21 protein-coding genes are annotated in these 17,838 nt (G+C 71.3%); 13 read left to right on the forward strand and 8 right to left on the reverse strand.

Annotated features, from left to right (window positions below):
• Nucleotides 1-44 precede the first annotated feature (44 nt).
• On the forward strand, nucleotides 45-542 hold the full coding sequence (locus TA3x_RS20320) for a hypothetical protein (RefSeq protein ID WP_435016498.1): 498 nt from the start codon (nucleotides 45-47) through the stop codon (nucleotides 540-542).
• Nucleotides 543-601: 59 nt separating this feature from the next.
• On the opposite strand, the gene TA3x_RS20325 is transcribed toward TA3x_RS20320, so the two are convergent.
• Nucleotides 602-1,864 carry a formylmethanofuran dehydrogenase subunit B gene (locus TA3x_RS20325; RefSeq protein ID WP_435016499.1) on the reverse strand — a complete coding sequence of 421 codons (1,263 nt, stop codon included), beginning with the start codon at nucleotides 1,862-1,864 and terminating at the stop codon, nucleotides 602-604.
• A 34-nt stretch (nucleotides 1,865-1,898) separates the two neighbouring features.
• Nucleotides 1,899-3,236 (reverse strand): Gfo/Idh/MocA family protein, encoded by a 1,338-nt coding sequence (locus tag TA3x_RS20330; RefSeq protein ID WP_435016500.1) that lies wholly within the window; start codon nucleotides 3,234-3,236, stop codon nucleotides 1,899-1,901.
• A 305-nt stretch (nucleotides 3,237-3,541) separates the two neighbouring features.
• Here TA3x_RS20330 and TA3x_RS20335 point away from each other — a divergent pair, with 305 nt between their 5' ends.
• A complete protein-coding gene (locus TA3x_RS20335; RefSeq protein WP_435016501.1) occupies nucleotides 3,542-3,712 on the forward strand; it encodes a hypothetical protein in 171 nt (56 codons plus the stop codon).
• 51 nt (nucleotides 3,713-3,763) lie between these two features.
• Here the strand turns inward: TA3x_RS20335 and TA3x_RS20340 are convergent, their stop codons facing one another.
• From TA3x_RS20340 to TA3x_RS20355, 4 genes are all read right to left on the reverse strand, one after another.
• Complete coding sequence (locus TA3x_RS20340) at nucleotides 3,764-3,985, reverse strand: hypothetical protein (RefSeq protein WP_435016502.1); 222 nt, start codon at nucleotides 3,983-3,985, stop codon at nucleotides 3,764-3,766.
• A 101-nt stretch (nucleotides 3,986-4,086) separates the two neighbouring features.
• Nucleotides 4,087-4,506: a hypothetical protein gene (locus TA3x_RS20345; protein ID WP_435016503.1), complete on the reverse strand. Its 420-nt coding sequence runs from the start codon at nucleotides 4,504-4,506 to the stop codon at nucleotides 4,087-4,089.
• Between the two features lie 95 nt (nucleotides 4,507-4,601).
• Entirely contained in the window at nucleotides 4,602-5,588 is a 987-nt protein-coding gene (locus TA3x_RS20350) for a DUF1559 domain-containing protein (RefSeq protein WP_435016504.1), read from the reverse strand.
• A 363-nt stretch (nucleotides 5,589-5,951) separates the two neighbouring features.
• Nucleotides 5,952-6,104 carry a hypothetical protein gene (locus TA3x_RS20355; protein ID WP_435016505.1) on the reverse strand — a complete coding sequence of 51 codons (153 nt, stop codon included), beginning with the start codon at nucleotides 6,102-6,104 and terminating at the stop codon, nucleotides 5,952-5,954.
• 51 nt (nucleotides 6,105-6,155) lie between these two features.
• Between TA3x_RS20355 and TA3x_RS20360 the strand changes: the two genes are divergently transcribed.
• The 4 genes from TA3x_RS20360 (at nucleotide 6,156) to TA3x_RS20375 (ending at nucleotide 9,400) form a co-directional block, all read left to right on the forward strand.
• The gene (locus TA3x_RS20360; protein WP_435016506.1) at nucleotides 6,156-6,362 is read left to right on the forward strand and encodes a hypothetical protein; all 207 of its coding nucleotides are present in this window, start codon (nucleotides 6,156-6,158) and stop codon (nucleotides 6,360-6,362) included.
• A 175-nt stretch (nucleotides 6,363-6,537) separates the two neighbouring features.
• Nucleotides 6,538-7,548, forward strand: coding sequence for a DUF1559 domain-containing protein (locus TA3x_RS20365; RefSeq protein ID WP_435022401.1), 1,011 nt, complete (start codon nucleotides 6,538-6,540; stop codon nucleotides 7,546-7,548).
• 198 nt (nucleotides 7,549-7,746) lie between these two features.
• A complete protein-coding gene (locus TA3x_RS20370) occupies nucleotides 7,747-8,475 on the forward strand; it encodes a hypothetical protein (protein ID WP_435016507.1) in 729 nt (242 codons plus the stop codon).
• Nucleotides 8,476-8,581: 106 nt separating this feature from the next.
• Complete coding sequence (locus TA3x_RS20375; RefSeq protein ID WP_435016508.1) at nucleotides 8,582-9,400, forward strand: PhzF family phenazine biosynthesis protein; 819 nt, start codon at nucleotides 8,582-8,584, stop codon at nucleotides 9,398-9,400.
• An 8-nt stretch (nucleotides 9,401-9,408) separates the two neighbouring features.
• On the opposite strand, the gene TA3x_RS20380 is transcribed toward TA3x_RS20375, so the two are convergent.
• The gene (locus TA3x_RS20380) at nucleotides 9,409-10,134 is read right to left on the reverse strand and encodes a HisA/HisF-related TIM barrel protein (RefSeq protein ID WP_435016509.1); all 726 of its coding nucleotides are present in this window, start codon (nucleotides 10,132-10,134) and stop codon (nucleotides 9,409-9,411) included.
• Between TA3x_RS20380 and TA3x_RS20385 the strand changes: the two genes are divergently transcribed.
• From TA3x_RS20385 to TA3x_RS20410, 6 genes are all read left to right on the forward strand, one after another.
• Nucleotides 10,133-11,212, forward strand: a complete 1,080-nt coding sequence (locus tag TA3x_RS20385; protein ID WP_435016510.1) for an ATP-grasp domain-containing protein — start codon at nucleotides 10,133-10,135, stop codon at nucleotides 11,210-11,212. The two genes, TA3x_RS20380 and TA3x_RS20385, sit on opposite strands and share 2 nt — an antisense overlap.
• A complete protein-coding gene (locus tag TA3x_RS20390; protein ID WP_435016511.1) occupies nucleotides 11,209-12,267 on the forward strand; it encodes a hydantoinase/oxoprolinase family protein in 1,059 nt (352 codons plus the stop codon). Before TA3x_RS20385 ends, TA3x_RS20390 begins: the two co-directional genes overlap by 4 nt.
• The gene (locus tag TA3x_RS20395; RefSeq protein ID WP_435016512.1) at nucleotides 12,258-12,860 is read left to right on the forward strand and encodes a uridylate kinase; all 603 of its coding nucleotides are present in this window, start codon (nucleotides 12,258-12,260) and stop codon (nucleotides 12,858-12,860) included. Before TA3x_RS20390 ends, TA3x_RS20395 begins: the two co-directional genes overlap by 10 nt.
• 207 nt (nucleotides 12,861-13,067) lie before the next feature.
• Entirely contained in the window at nucleotides 13,068-13,937 is an 870-nt protein-coding gene (locus TA3x_RS20400) for a helix-turn-helix transcriptional regulator (protein ID WP_435016513.1), read from the forward strand.
• Nucleotides 13,938-13,971: 34 nt separating this feature from the next.
• Nucleotides 13,972-15,399, forward strand: a complete 1,428-nt coding sequence (locus tag TA3x_RS20405) for a serine hydrolase domain-containing protein (protein WP_435016514.1) — start codon at nucleotides 13,972-13,974, stop codon at nucleotides 15,397-15,399.
• A 186-nt stretch (nucleotides 15,400-15,585) separates the two neighbouring features.
• Nucleotides 15,586-15,975, forward strand: a complete 390-nt coding sequence (locus tag TA3x_RS20410) for a hypothetical protein (protein ID WP_435016515.1) — start codon at nucleotides 15,586-15,588, stop codon at nucleotides 15,973-15,975.
• A 16-nt stretch (nucleotides 15,976-15,991) separates the two neighbouring features.
• Here the strand turns inward: TA3x_RS20410 and TA3x_RS20415 are convergent, their stop codons facing one another.
• Nucleotides 15,992-16,444 (reverse strand): hypothetical protein, encoded by a 453-nt coding sequence (locus tag TA3x_RS20415; protein WP_435016516.1) that lies wholly within the window; start codon nucleotides 16,442-16,444, stop codon nucleotides 15,992-15,994.
• 545 nt (nucleotides 16,445-16,989) lie between these two features.
• Between TA3x_RS20415 and TA3x_RS20420 the strand changes: the two genes are divergently transcribed.
• The gene (locus TA3x_RS20420) at nucleotides 16,990-17,793 is read left to right on the forward strand and encodes a glycerophosphodiester phosphodiesterase (protein ID WP_435016517.1); all 804 of its coding nucleotides are present in this window, start codon (nucleotides 16,990-16,992) and stop codon (nucleotides 17,791-17,793) included.
• Nucleotides 17,794-17,838 lie beyond the last annotated feature (45 nt).

Raw genomic sequence — 17,838 nt, forward strand, 5'->3', positions numbered from 1 at the left:
GCCCCGTCATCGAGTTCAGGATGCCGGCCGAAGGAGCGACGACGATGTCTCGACTTCAAAGGGAGATCAGCAAAACCCTTCGGTCGATTCTGCTGGGGCTTCCGATCAATGCAGATATTCCGGATTCGGGAGAGTTTGGCTATGTCCTGGGGAATCTCGAATTCTTCCTCCCGGCGGTACTCAAGACCAAATATGCGGAATGGCAGAATGAGAGTTTAGATGGGGTGTGGCCTCTTGTCGCGACGAAGCGTGGCGAGCAGGAAATCGAGCTTCTCGGCCTCTGCATGATCATCACCAGCCAACGATATACGCCTATCCATTTGCGAATCCAGATTCACCCGAGTTCGGATCGAATCGTTTGGCTTGAATGCGAACTTGGCGAGAATGGCCCCGGCGGGATGCAAGTCACCCCTCGTCGATTCGTCGACTCGTTGAGAGGACGGATACGCGGCTTGGGCGCGAACATCGACTCGATCGATTGGGCTTATCGCGTGGGCTTCGATTATCGCAATGAAGTGGGTGATGCGCATGCGGGAATGTGAGTAGCTTGTAGGCTGGGTCGAGACCCAGCATACGCCCACAAGCTGGGGCTCGACCCAGCCTACGATTTCCGGACTCGATCTCCGATCGCCCGCAACACGTCCCGATCGGTCGGCCTCGGCCCCGGGGCCAGGGGGGGGCGGAGCGGGAGCATCACGCCGTCGGGGCGGGAGATGGTGCCGCCGGACTCGATGCCGGGGCGGGCGACGTCGATGGCGACCGATGTACGGGGGAGGTCGGGGCGGGTGGCGCCGGGGCCGATGAGGATGGTGGGGAGGCCGGGGAGGTCGATCGCGGGCGGGGCGGGGGCCACGACGAGGAGGGCGTCGATGGCGTCGCGGCGGGCACGGAGGGTGGCCTCGCCGGGGAGGTAGCGGGGGTAGCCGCGGGCGAAGTCGAGCGCGGTCGGGGCGCCGGCCTGCCAGGTGGCGACCGCCCCGACGCCCGATGCGTTGCCCGGTCCGCCCGGGTCCATCAGCACGAAGCGGCGGCCTTCGTTGAGGTCGCGGACCAGGGTGAGGACGGCCTCGGCCTCGGCGGCGTCGGCGACCTCGCCCCCGGCGAAGAACACGCCGTAGCGGGCGCCGAGGAGGCGGTCGGCGAGGTCGCGGATCGCGGCGAACGGCCAGCCGACGGCCCGCTCGACCCGGGAGGGATCGAGGGCCTTGCCCCGGACGAGGCCCCGGAGGATGCGGAGGAGGTCGCCCCGGCATTCGGGGGAGACGATCAGGGATAGGTCGGCGCGGGCGGAGGTCGCCGTCGGGGCCGTGCCGATCGCGATCACCGTTCGGCCGGATCGGCCGCCCGGGATGAACTCGCCAGATGCTTCAACGCATCGGTCCCAGAGCCGGGCGTGGGTGCCGATCGGGTCGCAATGCCAGAAGACGACGAGGTCGGCGCGGTCGCGGACCTCGCCGAGCGTTGCCGAGACCTTGCCGACCCTCTGGAACGCCGAGCGGCGATGGTCCGAGGAGCGCGAGCCGCCGAGGTCGACCGCCGCGCCGATCGCGTCGGCGATGGCGAGGGCCTCGCGCATGGTTTCGACCGTGGTGCCGGTCAGCCCCCGGATCAACGGCGACCGGGCCCCGCCCAGGATCTCCGCCGCGCGGGCGATGGCCTCATCGAGACCGACAGGGCGGCCGTCGATGGTGGCCGGGGGATGGCCGTCGCCGGGGTGGGGGGCGGCGAACCAGTCGCGGGCGACCGGGCAGGCGTCGCCGGCCGGGGTGGCCCGGCCGGCGACGACCTCGACCCGGAGGTCGTCGCACAGCCCGCCGCAGGCCAGGCTGGTCACGTCCTCGACGATGTTCGGCGTCTCGTGCATGGGGGCCTGGCCTTCGGCGACGGTGGGGATGGGGTCAGACTTCCAGCTTCCAGGGGGAGCGGTACTCGCGGGCGATCATGCTGTTGCCCTTGTCGGCGTCGGGGCCGGTGAAGCGCTCGGCCCTGGGGTCCCAGCGGAGCGGGCGGCCGATCCGGAGGGCGATCGAGCCGAGGTGGCAGACGTTGGCCGAGTGGTGCCCGACCTCGACGTCGCAGATCGGCCGGACGCGGGTCCGCACCCCGTCCAGGAAGTTGCCCATGTGGTCGGTCGACTTGTAGAGCCGAGTGGCGTCGGCGGGCAGTTCCTGGGCGAGGATCGCCGGGTCGCTGGCCTCGATCCTGGTCCGGCTGACGAAGATCCAGCCGTCCTCGCCGATGAAGCGGTTGCCGTTCTCGCCCAGCGACGAGGTGATCAGGCGGGTGCCGTCGGCGTACTCGTATTCGACCGAGAACTGGTGGTGGCAGTCGTACGAGTTCTTGTCCTTGGGCGGGGCGAGGCCGACCGCCGTGACGGCCACCGGGCCGGAGTCATCCATGCCCAGGGCCCACTGGGCGATGTCGTTGTGGTGGGCGCCCCAGTCGGTGAGCTTGCCGCCGGAGTAGTCGTACCACCAGCGGAAGTTGTAGTGGCACTTCTCCCGGATGTAGGGGACGTCGGGCGTCGGGCCCTTCCACAGGTCCCAGTCGAGGCCCTGGGGCACCTCGGACACCTGGAACGGGCCGCCGACGGGGTTCTCGCCGATCCGGGCCTCGACGGTGTGGACCTTGCCGATCCGGCCGTTGCGGATCAGCTCGCAGGCCAGGCGATAGCGCCCGAAGGGGTCGGACCGCTGCATGTTGCCGGTCTGGAAGATCCGGTCGTACTTGCGGGTGGCCTGGACCATCGCCTGCCCCTCGGCGATGGTCAACGCCAGGGGCTTCTCGCAGTAGACGTCCAGCCCGTCGCGCATCGCGTAGATCGAGGCGAGGGCGTGCCAGTGGTCGACCGTGCCCACGGTCACGGCGTCGAGGTCGTCGCGGGCGACCAGGCCGCGGAAGTCGTTGTACTCGGCGACATCGGCCCCGGGCTTGATGCCCTGGACCTCGGCGACGGCCTTCTTCCGCCGTTCGGCGTCGACGTCGCACACGGCGGCCACCCGGACCCCCGGGTGCCGGAGCGCCGCCTTCATGATCCCGACCCCCTGGCCGCCGACGCCGATGGCCCCCAGGGTGATCGTGTCGTTCGGCCCGATCTTGCGCCGGGATTCGGCCGCCTTCTTCTCCTGGTCGTCGGCGATCGCCCGCCGGGCGAACCAGGCGGGGATCCCGGCGGCCATCATGGCCCCCGTCGTCCGGTTGAGGAAACCTCGGCGAGACTCGTATCCCTGGCTCATCGTCTTCGGTCCTCCGTGAAGGGGCGGGCGGCGGGCGGGGCGGGGTCGTCGCACTCGGCCCCGCGCCCGCCCATGATACCACCCGGGGCGGATGCGAGAACCCCACCGGGCCGGCCGCCCGGGGCGAGGGCATCGCATGATGCGGGATTTCCCGAACTTCACTTGAATCGGCCCGCTCGATCGCCGATCCTGTGGGGCATCGGACGGAGGACGATGGGGCTCTCCCCCCCGGCCCGCAGGGATGACGGAGGTGGATCGACCGGGCCGACGCCGCGAATGCGTCGGCCGATTCGAGGGAGGCTTGGATGAGCGACGAGATGAACCGAGATCGGGCCGCCGACCGGCGCGAATTCCACCGGGACCTGCTCAGGTCCGGCCCGGCGGGCAAGCCGCCCGGCCGCTGGCGCAAGGCGAAAATCGCCATCGAGGACGTCGTGGCGACGGTGTTCGGCCGCCTGAGGCGGGCCCTCGGCTGATCCGGCCCGGGATCGAGGCGGGCGAGGATCCGGCCTCGCCCGGCCCGCCGGTCAATCGTGATCCTCCAGGAAGTGATCTTCCCGGGCCACGATGACCTTCTTCCGGGCGATGGCGTGCCGGAGGCTCGCCGTGGCGAACGCCACCAGCGCCATCTCGATGCCGTCTTCCCAGCGGCGGGTCCAGCACTTGTAGGCGGCCAGCATCAGGAAGCCGAGCGCCGCCAGGTAGGTCTTGTAGCCGTCGAGGCGGTCTCCGAGGCTCAGGTCGGACATGGCTGGCCTCGTCGGGGACGGGCTTCGGGGTGGAGGGCTCCGGCGGGGCAGGGTGCGATCGCGGGGGACGCTCGCCGGAGGCTCCCCCCGTCCGCCGGCCGTCAAGGGGACCGGTCGGACATCGTCGGAGGGTTGGAGGCGGGGGTGTTGTAGAGGACGGACCCCAGCCCGATCGGCATCAGCAAGGCCGTCACCAGCGCCACTTCCTCCCAGGTCCCCGCCGTCAGGGCGCCGATCATCGGGATGGCGAACAGGGCGGCGAAGAACGCCCGGATGAACCACGGCGGCACCCCACGCCCCGTCCAGAGCGAGCAGGACAGCCAGGCGAGCGTCCACCCGGCGATCAAGGCCGCGGCGGCGCCCCCGGCCTCGCCCCAGCTCCGATGCCGGATCGCCGCGGCGACCGCGACCGGCGCCGCGAGGAGCGTGATCAGGCCGAACGGGAAGAGGATGGCCGCGAGGCTCCGCGTGAGGAGCCTGTCGTCGCGGGGGCGGGCCGGTTCGGCGTGGGGGTGGGGCATCGCGGGGCCTCGCGACCGGGTGACGATGATTCCGGGACGAGCATAGCGGGCGCCGTCCCGGAAGTCTCGCACGCGGATCGACCCTCCGCCGGATCTCAGAAGGAATCGGCCGAGATGATCTCGCCCCCGGCGCGGGAGATCAGGTTGGCGAAGACCTGGATGGCGGTGGTCTCCTTCACGAACCGGACCGACCCGTCGGCGAACACGTGGTTGGCCCCGCCGGGGTGGAAGCTGAAGACCTCGTTCCGGTTGGTGCAGTTGGTGTGGCACGGGCCGGGGGTGGCCTTGCCATCCAGGGTGAACCCGTGCAGCCCGTAGGGGCTCTCGCGGTCGGCCCATCCCCCGCCGTCGACGTAGATCCGGCCCGGGGTGCCCGGCGGCGAGGAGCGTTCGAGCTTGTAGCCCCGGCTCCAGCGGTCGGGCCGTCCGGCGTCCTCGGAGATGACCAGCGTGTTCGAGGTCCCGTCGGTGATCTCGGCGATCGTCCGGACCACGTTGGCCTGCATCACGCCTTCGTAGTTGCCCGGGGCGACGAAGCCTTGATTGATCAGGGGCGCCTGAACGCTGTTGTTCGGGGCATAGTCGCCGCAGGCGGCCGTCCAGTTCGTGAAGGCACCGGACGTCTGCGTGTCCATCCGGTTGGGGTTCGGGGTGGACGGGCAGGCCATCACGTTCAGCTGCGTCCTCAGGAGCGTCGAGTTGCCGACGTCCCGGTAGTCGCGGGCGAAGTTGTAGGTGTTCGCCAGGCCCGACTGCTCCATGTAGGGGAGCAGCAGGACCGACCACCCGTGCAGCGTCAGGGGCTTCACGGCATTGCCGTTGGCGTCGACGTTGATGCTCAGCCGGGGGAAGGCCGCGGTGACGGCCGCCGGGGTGAAGAAGCCGTTGGCCGACTCGAAGTTGTGCATCGCCAGGCCGAGCTGCTTCAGGTTGTTGGTGCACTGGATCCGCCGGGCGGCCTCGCGCGCGGCCTGGACGGCGGGCAGGAGCAGGGCGATCAGCACGGCGATGATCGAGATGACCACCAGGAGTTCGATCAGGGTGAACCCCGGGCGGCTCGCGGAGGTTGGGGGCTTGGTCACGTGGGATCCTTCGGGGCGGTGGGCGACGGGGACGACCTGAAAACGCCGGCCCGCAGGCTAGCCCGTCGCCGAGAAGGCGCGATGAAGATCCCGCCAACTTCGTGGGGAGGTTTCGCGGCCGTCGCCCCGCCCGTCCTCCCCCGCCGATCGGGGTCGCCTCGGGCGGGCCGATCTGCGAGGGGGGAGGGGGGGCCGACGGTCGAGCGGCCGGCCGGATCCCCCCCGCCGCGACGCACGGGGGGGCCCCGGGAGGCCGGCCCGCGATCCCCCATGAGGTCATGCCGATTCCGGCCTGATCTTTTTAGGATTTAAGTTGTTGATTCCCCTCATCCAGGGCGATACTTTGTGAAGATTCCCTGAAGATCAAGTTTTGTGGATCATGCCCTCCGGTCCCTCATCCGCCGCGTCGCCGACGACGGCCCCGGACGCGTCCGCGCGCGACGTCGCGTCAACCAGGAAGACGATGGAATCCATCGATTTCGATGCGATGCCTCGATCCCGGTGCGCGTCGCCCACGGCCCCCGCTCCCGCCCTGCCTCATCGCATCCCTCGCGAGGAATCCCGCCGATGTCCATGCTCCGCCCATCCTCGGCCCTGATCCTGTCCCTCGTCCTCGGCTGCGTCGCGGCCGGGTGCGGGGGGCGTCCGACCGGCGACATCGGCGTGGCCGGGGTCACCCCGCCCGACGTCCCGAAGGATTCGGAGGCCGCCATCCAGCAGTCCCAGAAGGCGGCCGAGGAAGAACTCCGCAACGGGACCAAGAAGACGGACTGATCCGGCGGCCGGCCGGCCCTGCTCGTTCTCATCACGCCCTCATCGTCCATCCGCATCCGACGTCGCACCCCGGGGGCGGGAAGCCGCCCTCGCGGTGCATCCGGGCCGGACTAGCCTCCCTTGGAATCCCCCCATCGCCCTGATCTCATACGGAAAAGAAGGTAATCCGATGGCCATGAAGCGTCGCGGTTTCACCCTGATCGAGCTGCTGGTGGTGATCGCCATCATCGCGGTCCTGATCGCCCTCCTGCTGCCCGCCGTGCAGTCGGCCCGCGAGGCGGCCCGCCGCTCGCAATGCGTCAACAATCTCAAGCAGCTCGGCCTGGCCTTGCATAACTATGAGAGCCAGAACGGGGCGATCCCCCCGACCGGGGCCTCGGGCTCCACCAACCCCCCGACTTTCTCGATGAAGGCCCGCCTGCTCCCCGGCCTGGAGCAGCAGCCCCTGTTCAACGCCCTGAACATGAACGTCTCCTTCAGCTCGTCGTCGAGCGATGTCATCGGGCTGATGAACTCGACGGTGCGCAGGACGGCGGTCGCGACCTTCGTCTGCCCGTCCGACGACAACTCGGGGACGGCCGATCCCGACAACGTCGCGACGACCAACTACCCGAACAATCTCGGCAACAATCGCTACAACAACCCGAACGACCGGTCCGGCGGGCCGGCCTACCGGATGGGAGACGGCATCCACGGCATCCCCATCACCTTCCAGGGGATCCGGGACGGGCTGAGCAACACGGCGATCTTCAGCGAGTGGGTCAAGGGCCCGGGATCGAACTCCGGCGGGACGGGCGGGCAGACCGACGGGACCCACATGGTCTACAACGGGGGCATCGCCAACGTGAAGAACCCGGAGGCCACCGTCGCCGCGCAGTGCCAGGCCGCGACCAATCGGGTCTGGGGCTACAAGGGAGAATACTGGCTCTGGGATCACGCCGGCCGCGGCGGGGGGTATCGCCACGTCCAGACGCCCAACAAGAAGGCCTGCTTCTACAACACGGATACCGGCCCCGGCAGCTCCCTGACCACCCTGATCGGCGCCAGCTCGTATCACCCGGGCGGCGTCAATGTGCTGATGATGGACGGCTCGGTCCGGTTCGTCAAGGATTCGATCAACCCCGCCTCGTGGGTCGCCATCAGCACCATCCGCGGCAGCGAGGTGATCAGCTCCGACGCGTTCTGACCCCCGATCCGGGGCGACCTCGGATCCGGCGGCGGCCGCCGTCCCCGACCCATGAAGATGGGCCGGGGACGTGATATCCTGGTCCGACCCCCTCGCCGTCCCCGGCCCGGGATGCCGGGGCCCGGTCGCGCGGGCATCGGAGCTTGGCCCGCCCGCGCGATGATCGCGGGGCGGGCCGGACCATCGCGGGAGCCCCCCATGAGCGTCACCGAAGATCGCGACCGCCTGGTCCGGCGCGCCCGCCGCCATCTGGAGGGGCGCGGGTCGCCCCGCCTGAGGATGCTCGGGGTGCTGTCCCTGAGCATCGCCTCGGGATTCCTGGCCTCGGTCGGGCTGCTCCGCCTGGGGGTGGATCGGATGCCGGTCCGCTATCCCATCGCGGTCGGGGCCGCCTACGCGACCTATCTCGGCCTGCTCTGGTCCTGGCTCCGGGGCCAGAAGGCCGCCTACCTCGGCCCGGAGGCAGGGCAGGGGCAGGGGGGCCCGGAATCCGGCATCACGATGCTCGGGATCGCCCCCCTGCTCGACGATTCCATTGCCCCGGAGCCGAAGCGGTCCGGCAACCTCTCCTCCTCCGACGTGAGCGGGCTGGGCAATCTCTTCGAGATCGGCGATGCCGCGCCCGCGTTGGTCGTCCTCCTGCTGATCGCCGGCCTGTGTACCCTGATCGTCGGCCTCTACGCGATCGTCATCTCGCCCGTGCTGCTCGCGGAACTGCTGGTCGACGGGGTGCTCCTGGGGGCGATGTCGCGGGCCGTCGCCGCCGGCCCGGCCCCGCACTGGTCGCGGTCGGTCTTGCGCCGGACCTGGATCGCGGCGCTGGTCACGGCGATCGTCTACGGCCTGGTCGGCTTCGGGTTCGAATGCGTGGCCCCCGACGCCCGGACGCTGGGCGAGGCCTGGGCCGCCGACCAGCGGTCCCCGTGAGCCGGGAAGCACGAACCTTGACCGCACGCGTCCCGTCTGGTCCAACAGGGCCGGGGCGGGGTGCGTCGCCGGTCGTGCGCGCACTTTCCCCGGGAAGATGACCATCATGTCCGGCCCGAAAATCGTCCAGGTCGATGCCTTCACCGATCGCCCGTTCGCCGGCAATCCCGCCGCGGTCTGCTTCCTTCCGGGGGCCGTCGATGCCCGGTGGATGCAGGACGTGGCCCGCGAGATGAACCTGTCCGAGACCGCCTTCCTGGCCCCGGAGCCGGGCGAGGCGGGGACCTTCGGCCTCCGCTGGTTCACCCCCGCCGTCGAGGTCGACCTGTGCGGCCACGCCACCCTGGCCTCGGCGCATGTCCTCTGGGAGGACGGCCATCTCGCGCCCGACCTCCCGGCGCGATTCCTGACCCGGAGCGGGCCGCTCACCGCCCGGCGCGGGGACGGGGGCTGGATCGCGCTGGACTTCCCGGCCACCCCCGTCGAGCGCGAGGTCGACCCCGGGCCGGCGGCCGAGGCCCTGGGCGTGCCGGTGCGATACGCGGGCCGGGGGCGGTTCGACCTGCTGGTCGAGGTCGCCGACGAGGCCACCGTCCGGGGGCTGTCGCCCGACATGGCCCGGCTGGCGGCGATCCCGGCGCGGGGCGTGCTGGTGACCGCGCCGGCCTCGGCCGGGGGGGGCGACTTCGCGTCTCGGTGCTTCTTCCCGAGCGTCGGGATCGCCGAGGACCCTGTCACCGGATCGGCCCATTGCACCCTCGGGCCGTTCTGGGCCGGGCGGCTGGGGCGGCCCGAACTGGTCGGGCTCCAGGTCTCGGCCCGGGGCGGCGTGGTCCGGGTCCGGGTCGAAGGGGATCGCGTGATCCTGGGCGGGCAGGCCGTGACCACGTTCCGGGGCGAACTGGCCGACGGGTGCGGGCCATGATTCTCGCCTCAGCCCGATCCCCCGGCCAGGCGGCCCAGGTCGGCCCGGCCGATCCGCCCGTCGTGGAGGGCCGACCCCACCAGGGCCGCCGCCACCCCGGATCGGGCGAGGGTTCGCAACTCGTCGGGGCCGGAGATCCCGCCGCCCACCACCCACGACGCCCCGGGCACGTCCGGAGGGCGACCGGCCCCCCGCCCGGTGCCCACCCGCCCGACGTCCAGGTGGATGATCCGGCCCGCCCCCGCCGCCACGGCCAGGGCGGCGATCGCCGATGGGTCGGCGGTGCCCCACCGCTCGGCCGTCTCGACCATGGGCCGGCCGTCGCGGAGGTCCAGGCTGAAGGCCACCCGATCGGGCCCGGCTTCCGCGATGATCCCCGCCAGCGCCCCCGGCCCGGCCACGGTCTCCAGCCCGGCCACCAGCCGCGCCGCCCCGGCATCGAGCAGGCCGGCCACGCCCGAGCGGTCGCGGAGCCCGGCGTCGACCCACAGGGCCAGGCCGAGGTCGCTCAGGGCCCGGATCAGGCGGAAATCGGGACGGGCGCCGGACAGGGCGTCGAGGTCGGCGACGTACCAGGTCGACAGCCCGAGGAGGTCCCGCCCGGCCCGGGCCAGGCCCGCCGGGTCGGGACCGGGGTGCAACACGCTGCGGAGGGGGCCATAATGGGCCCGGTCGCCGCCCCGGGCGTGGACGGCCCGGCCGCCGCGGATGTCGAGGACGGGGATCACTTGCATGGCTGAGGCCGGCTCGGGAGGGGAGGGGCGGGTCATCTCGATCCTGGTCCACGAGTTCGCGACGGGGGGCGGCCTGGCCGAGCCCGACCCGCCCGCGTCGTGGATCGCCGAGGGGTCCGCGATGCGCCGGGCGATCGTCGCCGACTTCGCCGCCGTGCCCGGCGTGCGGGTCGTCTCGACCCTCGATGCCCGGCTGCCCGGCGAGCCGGACCTGCCCGGCGAGGTCGTCCGGGTCCGGGCTGACCGCGAGGAGCGGACCATCCGCGAACTCGCCGCCCGCTGCGATTATAGCCTCATGATCGCCGTGGAGACCGGGGGCGAGCTGTCCCGGCTCGCCCGGTGGCTGGAAGAAGGAGGCCGGCCGTCGCTGGGATCGAGCCCGGGCGCGATCGACCGGGCCGGCGACAAGGCCGCCCTCGGTACGCACCTCGCGGCGCTCGGGATCCCGACCCCGCCGTCGCGGGTGGTCGTCCCCGGCCGGCCCTGGGACTGCCCCTGGGGCGGGCCGATCGTGGCGAAGCCGGTCGACGGCGCCGGGTCGATCGACACGTTCGTGATCCCCGACCCCCGACGCTGGCCCGCCCCGGCGCTGGCGATGGAGAGGGCCCTGGTCCAACCCTACCTGCCCGGCGACCCGATGAGCGCCAGCTTCCTGGTCGACGCGGCCGGCCGGGCGACCCCGCTGGCCGCCGGCCGGCAGAGGATCGCGGTCGAAGGGGGGCGGGTCGAATATCGCGGCGGCTGCCTGCCGGTCGCCTGCGGCGAGGCGGACCTCCGCACGGTCGCCCGGGCGGTCGATGCGGTGCCGGGGCTCCGGGGCCTGGTCGGGGTCGACTTCCTCCGGGATGGGGAAGCGGGCGGCGTGACCATCCTGGAGATCAACCCCCGGCCCACGACCTCCTACGTCGGCCTGTCCCGGATCCACGCCCCCGGCACGATCGCCGCCGCCTGGCTCGCCGCGTGCAGCGGACCCCTGGACGGCACCCCCTGGCCCGATCGGCTCCGCCGGGTCGGGCAGGGGCCCTGCTTCCGCTTCGCCCCCGATGGCACCCTGGTCTCCGAGGAATCGCCGCCGTGAACCCCGCCCCCCGCACCTGGGTCGCCCTGGACATCGGCGGCGCCAATCTCAAGGCCGCCCACGCATCCGGCGAGACCCGCACGGTGGCCTTCGAACTCTGGAAGCGGCCGGAACGCCTGGCCGAGGAACTCCGCAAGCTGCTGGGCGGGCTGCCCCCGGCCGATGGCGTGGCCCTGACCATGACCGCCGAGTTGTGCGACTGCTTCCCGACCAAGGCGGTCGGCGTCCGCGCCGTGGTGGACGCCACCCGCGAGGCGTGCCCGGGGGACGTGCTGGCGATCTGGTGCGTCGATGGCCGGTTCCACCCGGCGTCGTACATCCGCGAGCACCCGGCCGGGGCCGCCGCGGCGAACTGGCTGGCGCTGGCCACGGTGGTCGCCCGGATGGTGCCCGACGGCCGGGGGCTGCTGATCGACATCGGATCGACGACCGTGGACCTGATCCCGTTCGCCGGTGGTGCCGTGACGGCCCGGGGCCGGACCGACACCGAAAGGCTCCGGTCCGGGGAGCTGGTCTACGCCGGCGCCCGCCGGACCCCGCTCTGCGCCCTGGCCACCGACGTCGTCTTCGGCGAGGGGTCCATCGGCCTGGCCGCCGAGCTGTTCTCGACCACGCTGGACGTCTACCTCACCCTGGGCGAGGTGGCCGAGGACCCCGACGAGCTGTCCACCGCCGACGGGCGCCCGGCGACCGTCGATCATGCCCGCGACCGCCTGGCCCGGATGATCGGCGCCGACCGCGACGGGTTCTCCCCGGAGGACGCCCGCGACCTGGCCCGCGCGTTCGACGCCGCGCTCCGGGGACGCCTGCTGGCGGCGGCGGCGCGGGCGCTGGGCGAGGCCGACTGGCCCCCGCGGGTCGTGGCCATCGCGGGTTCGGGGGCCTTCCTGGCCCGCCGGGTGGCGGAGGAGTGGCTGGCCCCCGGCGGCACGATCCTCGACCTGGAGCAGATCTGGGGACCGCACGCCTCCTCGGCCGGGTGCGCGCACGCCCTGCTCGCCCTGGCCCGCGACCGGGACGAGGCCGGCGACTTCCGGGGCGACGCATGGTCGTGATCAAGGTCGGAGGCAGCCTCCTCGACTGGCCGGGGCTGCCGGCGCGGCTGGCCGCCGAGGTCGCCGGCCGCGAGGCCGTGCTCCTCGCCGGGGGGGGCCGGTTCGCAGACGCCCTCCGCGACCTGGACCGGGTCCACGGCCTGGGGGAACGCCGGTCGCACGCCCTGGCGCTCCGCGTCCTGGACCTGACCGCGAAGATCCTCGCCGACCTGGTGCCCGGGTCGGAGGTCGTGGACGACCCGGATGCGATCTCCGATGCCCGCCGCCGCGGCCGCGTGCCGGTGCTCGCCCCCCGGCGGTTCCTGGACGCCGACGATGCCCGGCCCGATGCCCTGCCGCACGCCTGGACCACCACCACCGACGCGATCGCCGCGCGTGTGGCCGTCCGCCTCGGCGCCGACGAACTGGTCTTGCTCAAGAGCGCGGGCCTCCAGGACGGCGTCGGCCTGGAGGATGCCGCGAGGCTCGGCCTGGTCGACCCGGAGTTCCCCCGGGCGGCCGACGGCCTCCCCCTGATCCGCCTGGTGAACGCCCGCGACCCGGGGGGGACGCCGCGAACGTTCGCCGGGCGGGTCAGGGGGCCGGCTTCATGACACCGCCGCGCCCGCGATCAGAGGGGGGGGTGATCGCGGGCGGCGGCGACTCCTCGCGGTGACACGGCGGGGGGAGGCCGGGCCGATCGATGCTCTGGCTGTTCGACCCGGTTCCGGTTCAACCGCGAGGCCGTCACGATAGCCGGTCGACGGTGCCGGGGCCATTCCCTAAAATGAGGGGGTCGGATCCATCCATCGGGGTGACGCATGTCGAAATCGGGCCAACTGCGGCTGCAGGACAGCCGGGCGATCTGGCGACTCCTCGGCGAGTGCCGGGACCTCGGGGATGAGCGCGTGGCCTGGCGCGAGCGGTTGGCCTCGGGCCTGGCCGAGCTGGTCGGCGCCGACATTCTGGTGAATGGGGAGATGGGCGGCTGCCGCAAGCTGGCGCCACGGGATCTCGGGGTGACCTTCTGGTGGCGGTCCGAGGCCATCGCTCCCCCGTTCATCGCCGAATATCTCCAATCCTTCCGGATCAACCCGTCGCTGTCCCCGGCGATGATCGCCTATCACCGCTGCAACCTCGACGAGGACGGTTCGGCCCTGCGGCGGAGCGACTTCATCCGGGACGGCGAATGGTATCGGTCATTCGATTATGAGATGATCTCGCGGCCGTATGGGGTGGACGCCACGATGTGGTGCTTCCGGAAGATCGACGGGGCGCAGGGGGACGAGAGTTCGGGGATCGTGGCGCTCCGCGAGGACGGCCGGCCCGACTTCTCGCCGAGGGCCCGGACGATCATCCGCGAGACCCACCGGGCCCTATCCCCCCTGATCGGCGGCCACCTGGCCCGGTACGCCGACCCGTCCCCGGCCGACCTCCCCCCTCGCCAGCGCCAGGTCCTGGCCTGCATGCTGGAGGGGGACGGCGACAAGCAGATCGCGGCCCGGCTCGGGATCGCCCGGTATACCGTCAACGACTACACCAAGGCCATCTACCGCCACTTCGGCGTCAACGGCCGTGCCCAGCTCCAGGCCCGCTGGATCCGCCGCGGCTGGGGCGGCCAGCCCCGGTGGATCGAGGACGATTCGGCCCAATCCATCGCTTCCGGCCGTGCCTTCAGCTGGCCCGCCTGATCCCGCCCCCCTCGTCCCCCCCGGAACCCATCCCATGCCACCGATCGCCCGGATCATCACGCTTGCGGGGCTGATGGCCGCCGCCTTGCCCGCCGCGGGCGCGGAAGGACCCCCGAAGGTGTTCGACATCGCCGCCATCGATGCCTATGTCGCCGCGCAGGTCCGCGACCGCGGCTATCCCGGCCTTTCGCTCACGATCGTGACCGGGGGCGAGGTTGTGCTGTCGAAGGGATATGGCCTCCGCGACCTCGCGAAAGGGCTCCCCGTCGAGCCCGACACGGCGTTCTCGATCGGCTCGGTGACCAAGCAATTCACTTGCGCCGGGGTCCTCCTGCTGGCGGAGGACGGGAAGCTCTCGGTCGACGACCCGGTCGCCAAGTATTTCCCGGGCCTGACCCGCGCCGCGGACATCACCCTGTACGACCTGATGACGCACGCGTCGGGCTATCCCGACTACTACCCGCTCGACTTCGTCGTCACGCGGATGCGGGGGCCGATCGCCCACGACGACCTGCTCAAGCAGTACGCCGGGGGCAAGCTCGACTTCGAGCCCGGCACGCGCTGGTCGTACAGCAACACCGGCTACGTCCTGCTGGGCCGGGTGATCGAGAAGGTCTCCGGCGAGCCGTTCGGGGCGTTCCTCGCCCGGCGGATCCTCAAGCCGCTCGGCATGGACCGCTCGGCGTTCGCCCCGGCCGAAAGGCTCGCCGACAAGGCGACCGGCTACACCACGATCGCGCTGGGCCCGCCGCAGGCGGTCCGCCCCGAGGGCCCGGGCTGGCTCTATGCGGCCGGCGACCTGTGGGCCTCCGCCCCCGACCTGGCGCGGTGGGACCTGGCCCTGATGGGCGGCAAGGTGCTCCGCCCCGAGGCCTATCGCCTGATGACCGCCCCGAGGATGATCGCCGGCGAGCGGGTCCGCGACTATGGGTGCGGGATCGGATCGGCCCGGCGCGGCGGCGAGGTGGTCCTGTCGCACTCCGGGGGCGTCAGCGGGTTCCAGTCCTACAACGCGATGATCCCCCGGACGAAGTCGGCCGTGATCCTGCTGGCCAACAGCGAATATCTCGACCCGGGCTCGCTGCACGGGACGATCCTCGACCTCGTGATCCGGGGGGGGCGGCTCCCGGACGAGGCCCCGGCCGTCCCCGCCGTGGCCGGGCCGCCCCCGAAGGAGGCCGCCCTCGCCTTCTTCCGCGAGATGCAGGCGGGCCGGGTCGACCGGGCGAAGCTCTCCGACGAATTCTCCGCCTACCTGCCCGACGAGGTCGTGGCGGGGGCCGGCGAGCGGTTCGGCCCCCTGGGCAAGCCCGAAAAGGTCGAGGCCTCCCCGTCCTCCGAGCGCGGGGGATTCGAGGTGACCACGATCACCCTCACCTTCAAGGGGGGGGCGGTCCTCAAGGGGACCCTCTATCGAAGCCCGGACGGCAAGATCCAGCAACTCCTTTTCATCAAAGGGTGAAGCAGGGCCGTCGGTTCGGGGGAAGGAATTCGGTCTGGCCGGGGATTTCTCCCGGTCGCCGGGCTATCTTGGCAGGGGAATTGCCGAACAAAACGGGTCTTCAGAGCGTATGAAGCAGAACGACGGGCCAATCCACTTCTTCAACCGGCCCGAACACTCTTTCTTGCTCCCGAAAGGAGACCCGACGTGTTCACTCCAGCGCGGACGCTCATCCTCGTCGCCGCGGTCGGACTGTCCGGCATCGCATCGAATTCCGCCAACGCCCAGGGCAACGGTTCCGGATGGCAGGGCTATGCTCCCGGGTACACCTGGGGGACCTATGCCGCCCCGAACTACACGGTGGTCACGCCCGCCCCGGCACCCCGCCCGGCCGTGGGTTGGCAGGGTTATCAGCCGGCCCAGGCCTGGCAGGGTTATCAGCCGGCCCAGGCCTGGCAGGGTTATCAGCCCGGCCAGGCGGTGAGACGGGCCCCGGCGGCCCGCTCGTACTCGGCGCCCCGGGCCCCGGCGCATCACCGTGAGTTCGGCACCGGGCGGAACGTTTTCCACCACAAGCCCTGGCTACCGGGCCAGTGATCGCCCCGGCGATCGGTCACTCCGCCGCGGACCTGGACGGCCCACGGTCGGTGCCGAGTTCCACCGACTTGCCGACCTTGCCGGCCTCGTCGAACAGCCCCAGGGCGGGCGTCCCGTCGGCGCGGATGGCCAGGGCGGCCCTCAGATTCCCGTCCTCGCCGTGGATATTCACGCCGGCCGAGCCGTCATTCCCCATGTCGAGTGACAGCCTCGGCCGGTTGCCCTTATCGAACAGGCCCATGCCGGGCGTGCCGTCGGGCCGGATGGCCACCGCCGCCCTCAGGCCTTCCTCGTCGTCGAAAAGGTTCAGGCCCGGGGTGCCATCGGCCCCGAGGTCGAACGAGCAGCGGACATGCCCTTCGGGGTCCATCAACGCGAGGCCGGGCGTGCCATCGGGGCGTATGGTCAAAGCCGCCCTCGTCTTCCCGTTGTCGTCCTTGAGCAGGAACTCCTTGGATTCGATGCCCATGGACGATTGAGACGCGGCACCTGCCATGGCCAGGAGCCCGGCCCCCGCCAGCACGATCGAACCTCCGACCCGCCAACGACCTCGGCTCCTGAGCAGGCGCCGATTGGCGCATTCCAGCTTTTCAATTCGTTCCGCGAGCGATCCGATCGTTAGATGGTCCATGCCACCTCCATGGTGCTGACGGCTTGGAGAGATTCAGCGAAACGGCTAAAAGCTACCACCATGCCAAACCCCGAATCTCGAATCTGGATCGTCTTAAGTTGCTGTCTGGTTGATATTTAAGTGAACGGCGATCCGTGTCGCCCTTCTGGGTCGCCTCAAATCCATTCGCCTTGCCATCGTGCAGTGTGCCCGAAATCTCGACATGTTTTGCACGATGCCCATCGTTCCGCAGGGCTGCGCCGGCCGAGACCCACACGCCGGTCTGCCCCAAGGGTTGACCGCCCCCCGAGGCGTGGGGATCATGGCTCGATTCCCGTCGGCCTTCGCCCGCCCGCGATGGGGAGGGGAGCCGCGGGGCTGTCCGATCAGCGAGGGGATGACGCATGGTTGCTTGGATTGCCGGGGCGGCGATGGCGTGGTTTGCCGCGGGCGGGGATGTCGAGTGGGTCGCCCACCGCGGCGAGTCGGCCGACGCGCCGGAGAACACCCTCTCCGCGTTCCGCCTGGCGTGGGAGCGAGGCGTGAAGGCGATCGAACTCGACGTCCACCTGGCCAAGGACGGGACCCTGATCGTCTGCCACGACGCCGACACCCGTCGGACCACCGGCGAGCGCCACGCCATCAAGGAGAGCACCCGAGAGCAGCTCAAGGGGCTCGACGCCGGGTCGTGGAAGGATCCCAAATTCAAGGGCGAGCCCGTGCCCACGCTCGACGAGGCCCTGGCCACGATCCCCGAGGATGGCCGCTGCTTCATCGAGGTGAAGGTCGGTGCCGAGGCGATCCCGGCGCTGGTGAAGTCGATCCGCCAGTCGGGCAAGAAGCCCGGGCAGCTCGCGGTCATCAGCTTCCAGGCCGACGCCGTGGCCGAGAGCAAGAAGCAGCTCCCGGAGATCAAGGCGTACTTCCTGTCGAGCTTCAAGAAAGACGAGAAGGCCCCCGGCGGCTGGACCCCCAGCATCGACTCCCTGATCGCCAAGGCGAAGGAGCTCAAGGCCGACGGGCTCGACCTCGCGGCCAAGGGCCCCCTGGATGCCGCCGCGGTGGCGAAGATCAAGCAGAGCGGGCTGGAGATCTACACCTGGACGGTGGACGACCCGGCCGAGGCCCGGCGGCTGGCCGAGGCGGGCGTCGACGGGATCACGACCAACAAGGCGGGCTGGATGAAGTCGGGGGCGAAGGGCGAGTGATCCGGATCGCCACGGCGGCTTGACCCTCCTCGGCAACTCGCCCTA

This window comes from Tundrisphaera macrotermitis, from assembly GCF_051175315.1.
Classification (GTDB): domain Bacteria; phylum Planctomycetota; class Planctomycetia; order Isosphaerales; family Isosphaeraceae; genus Tundrisphaera.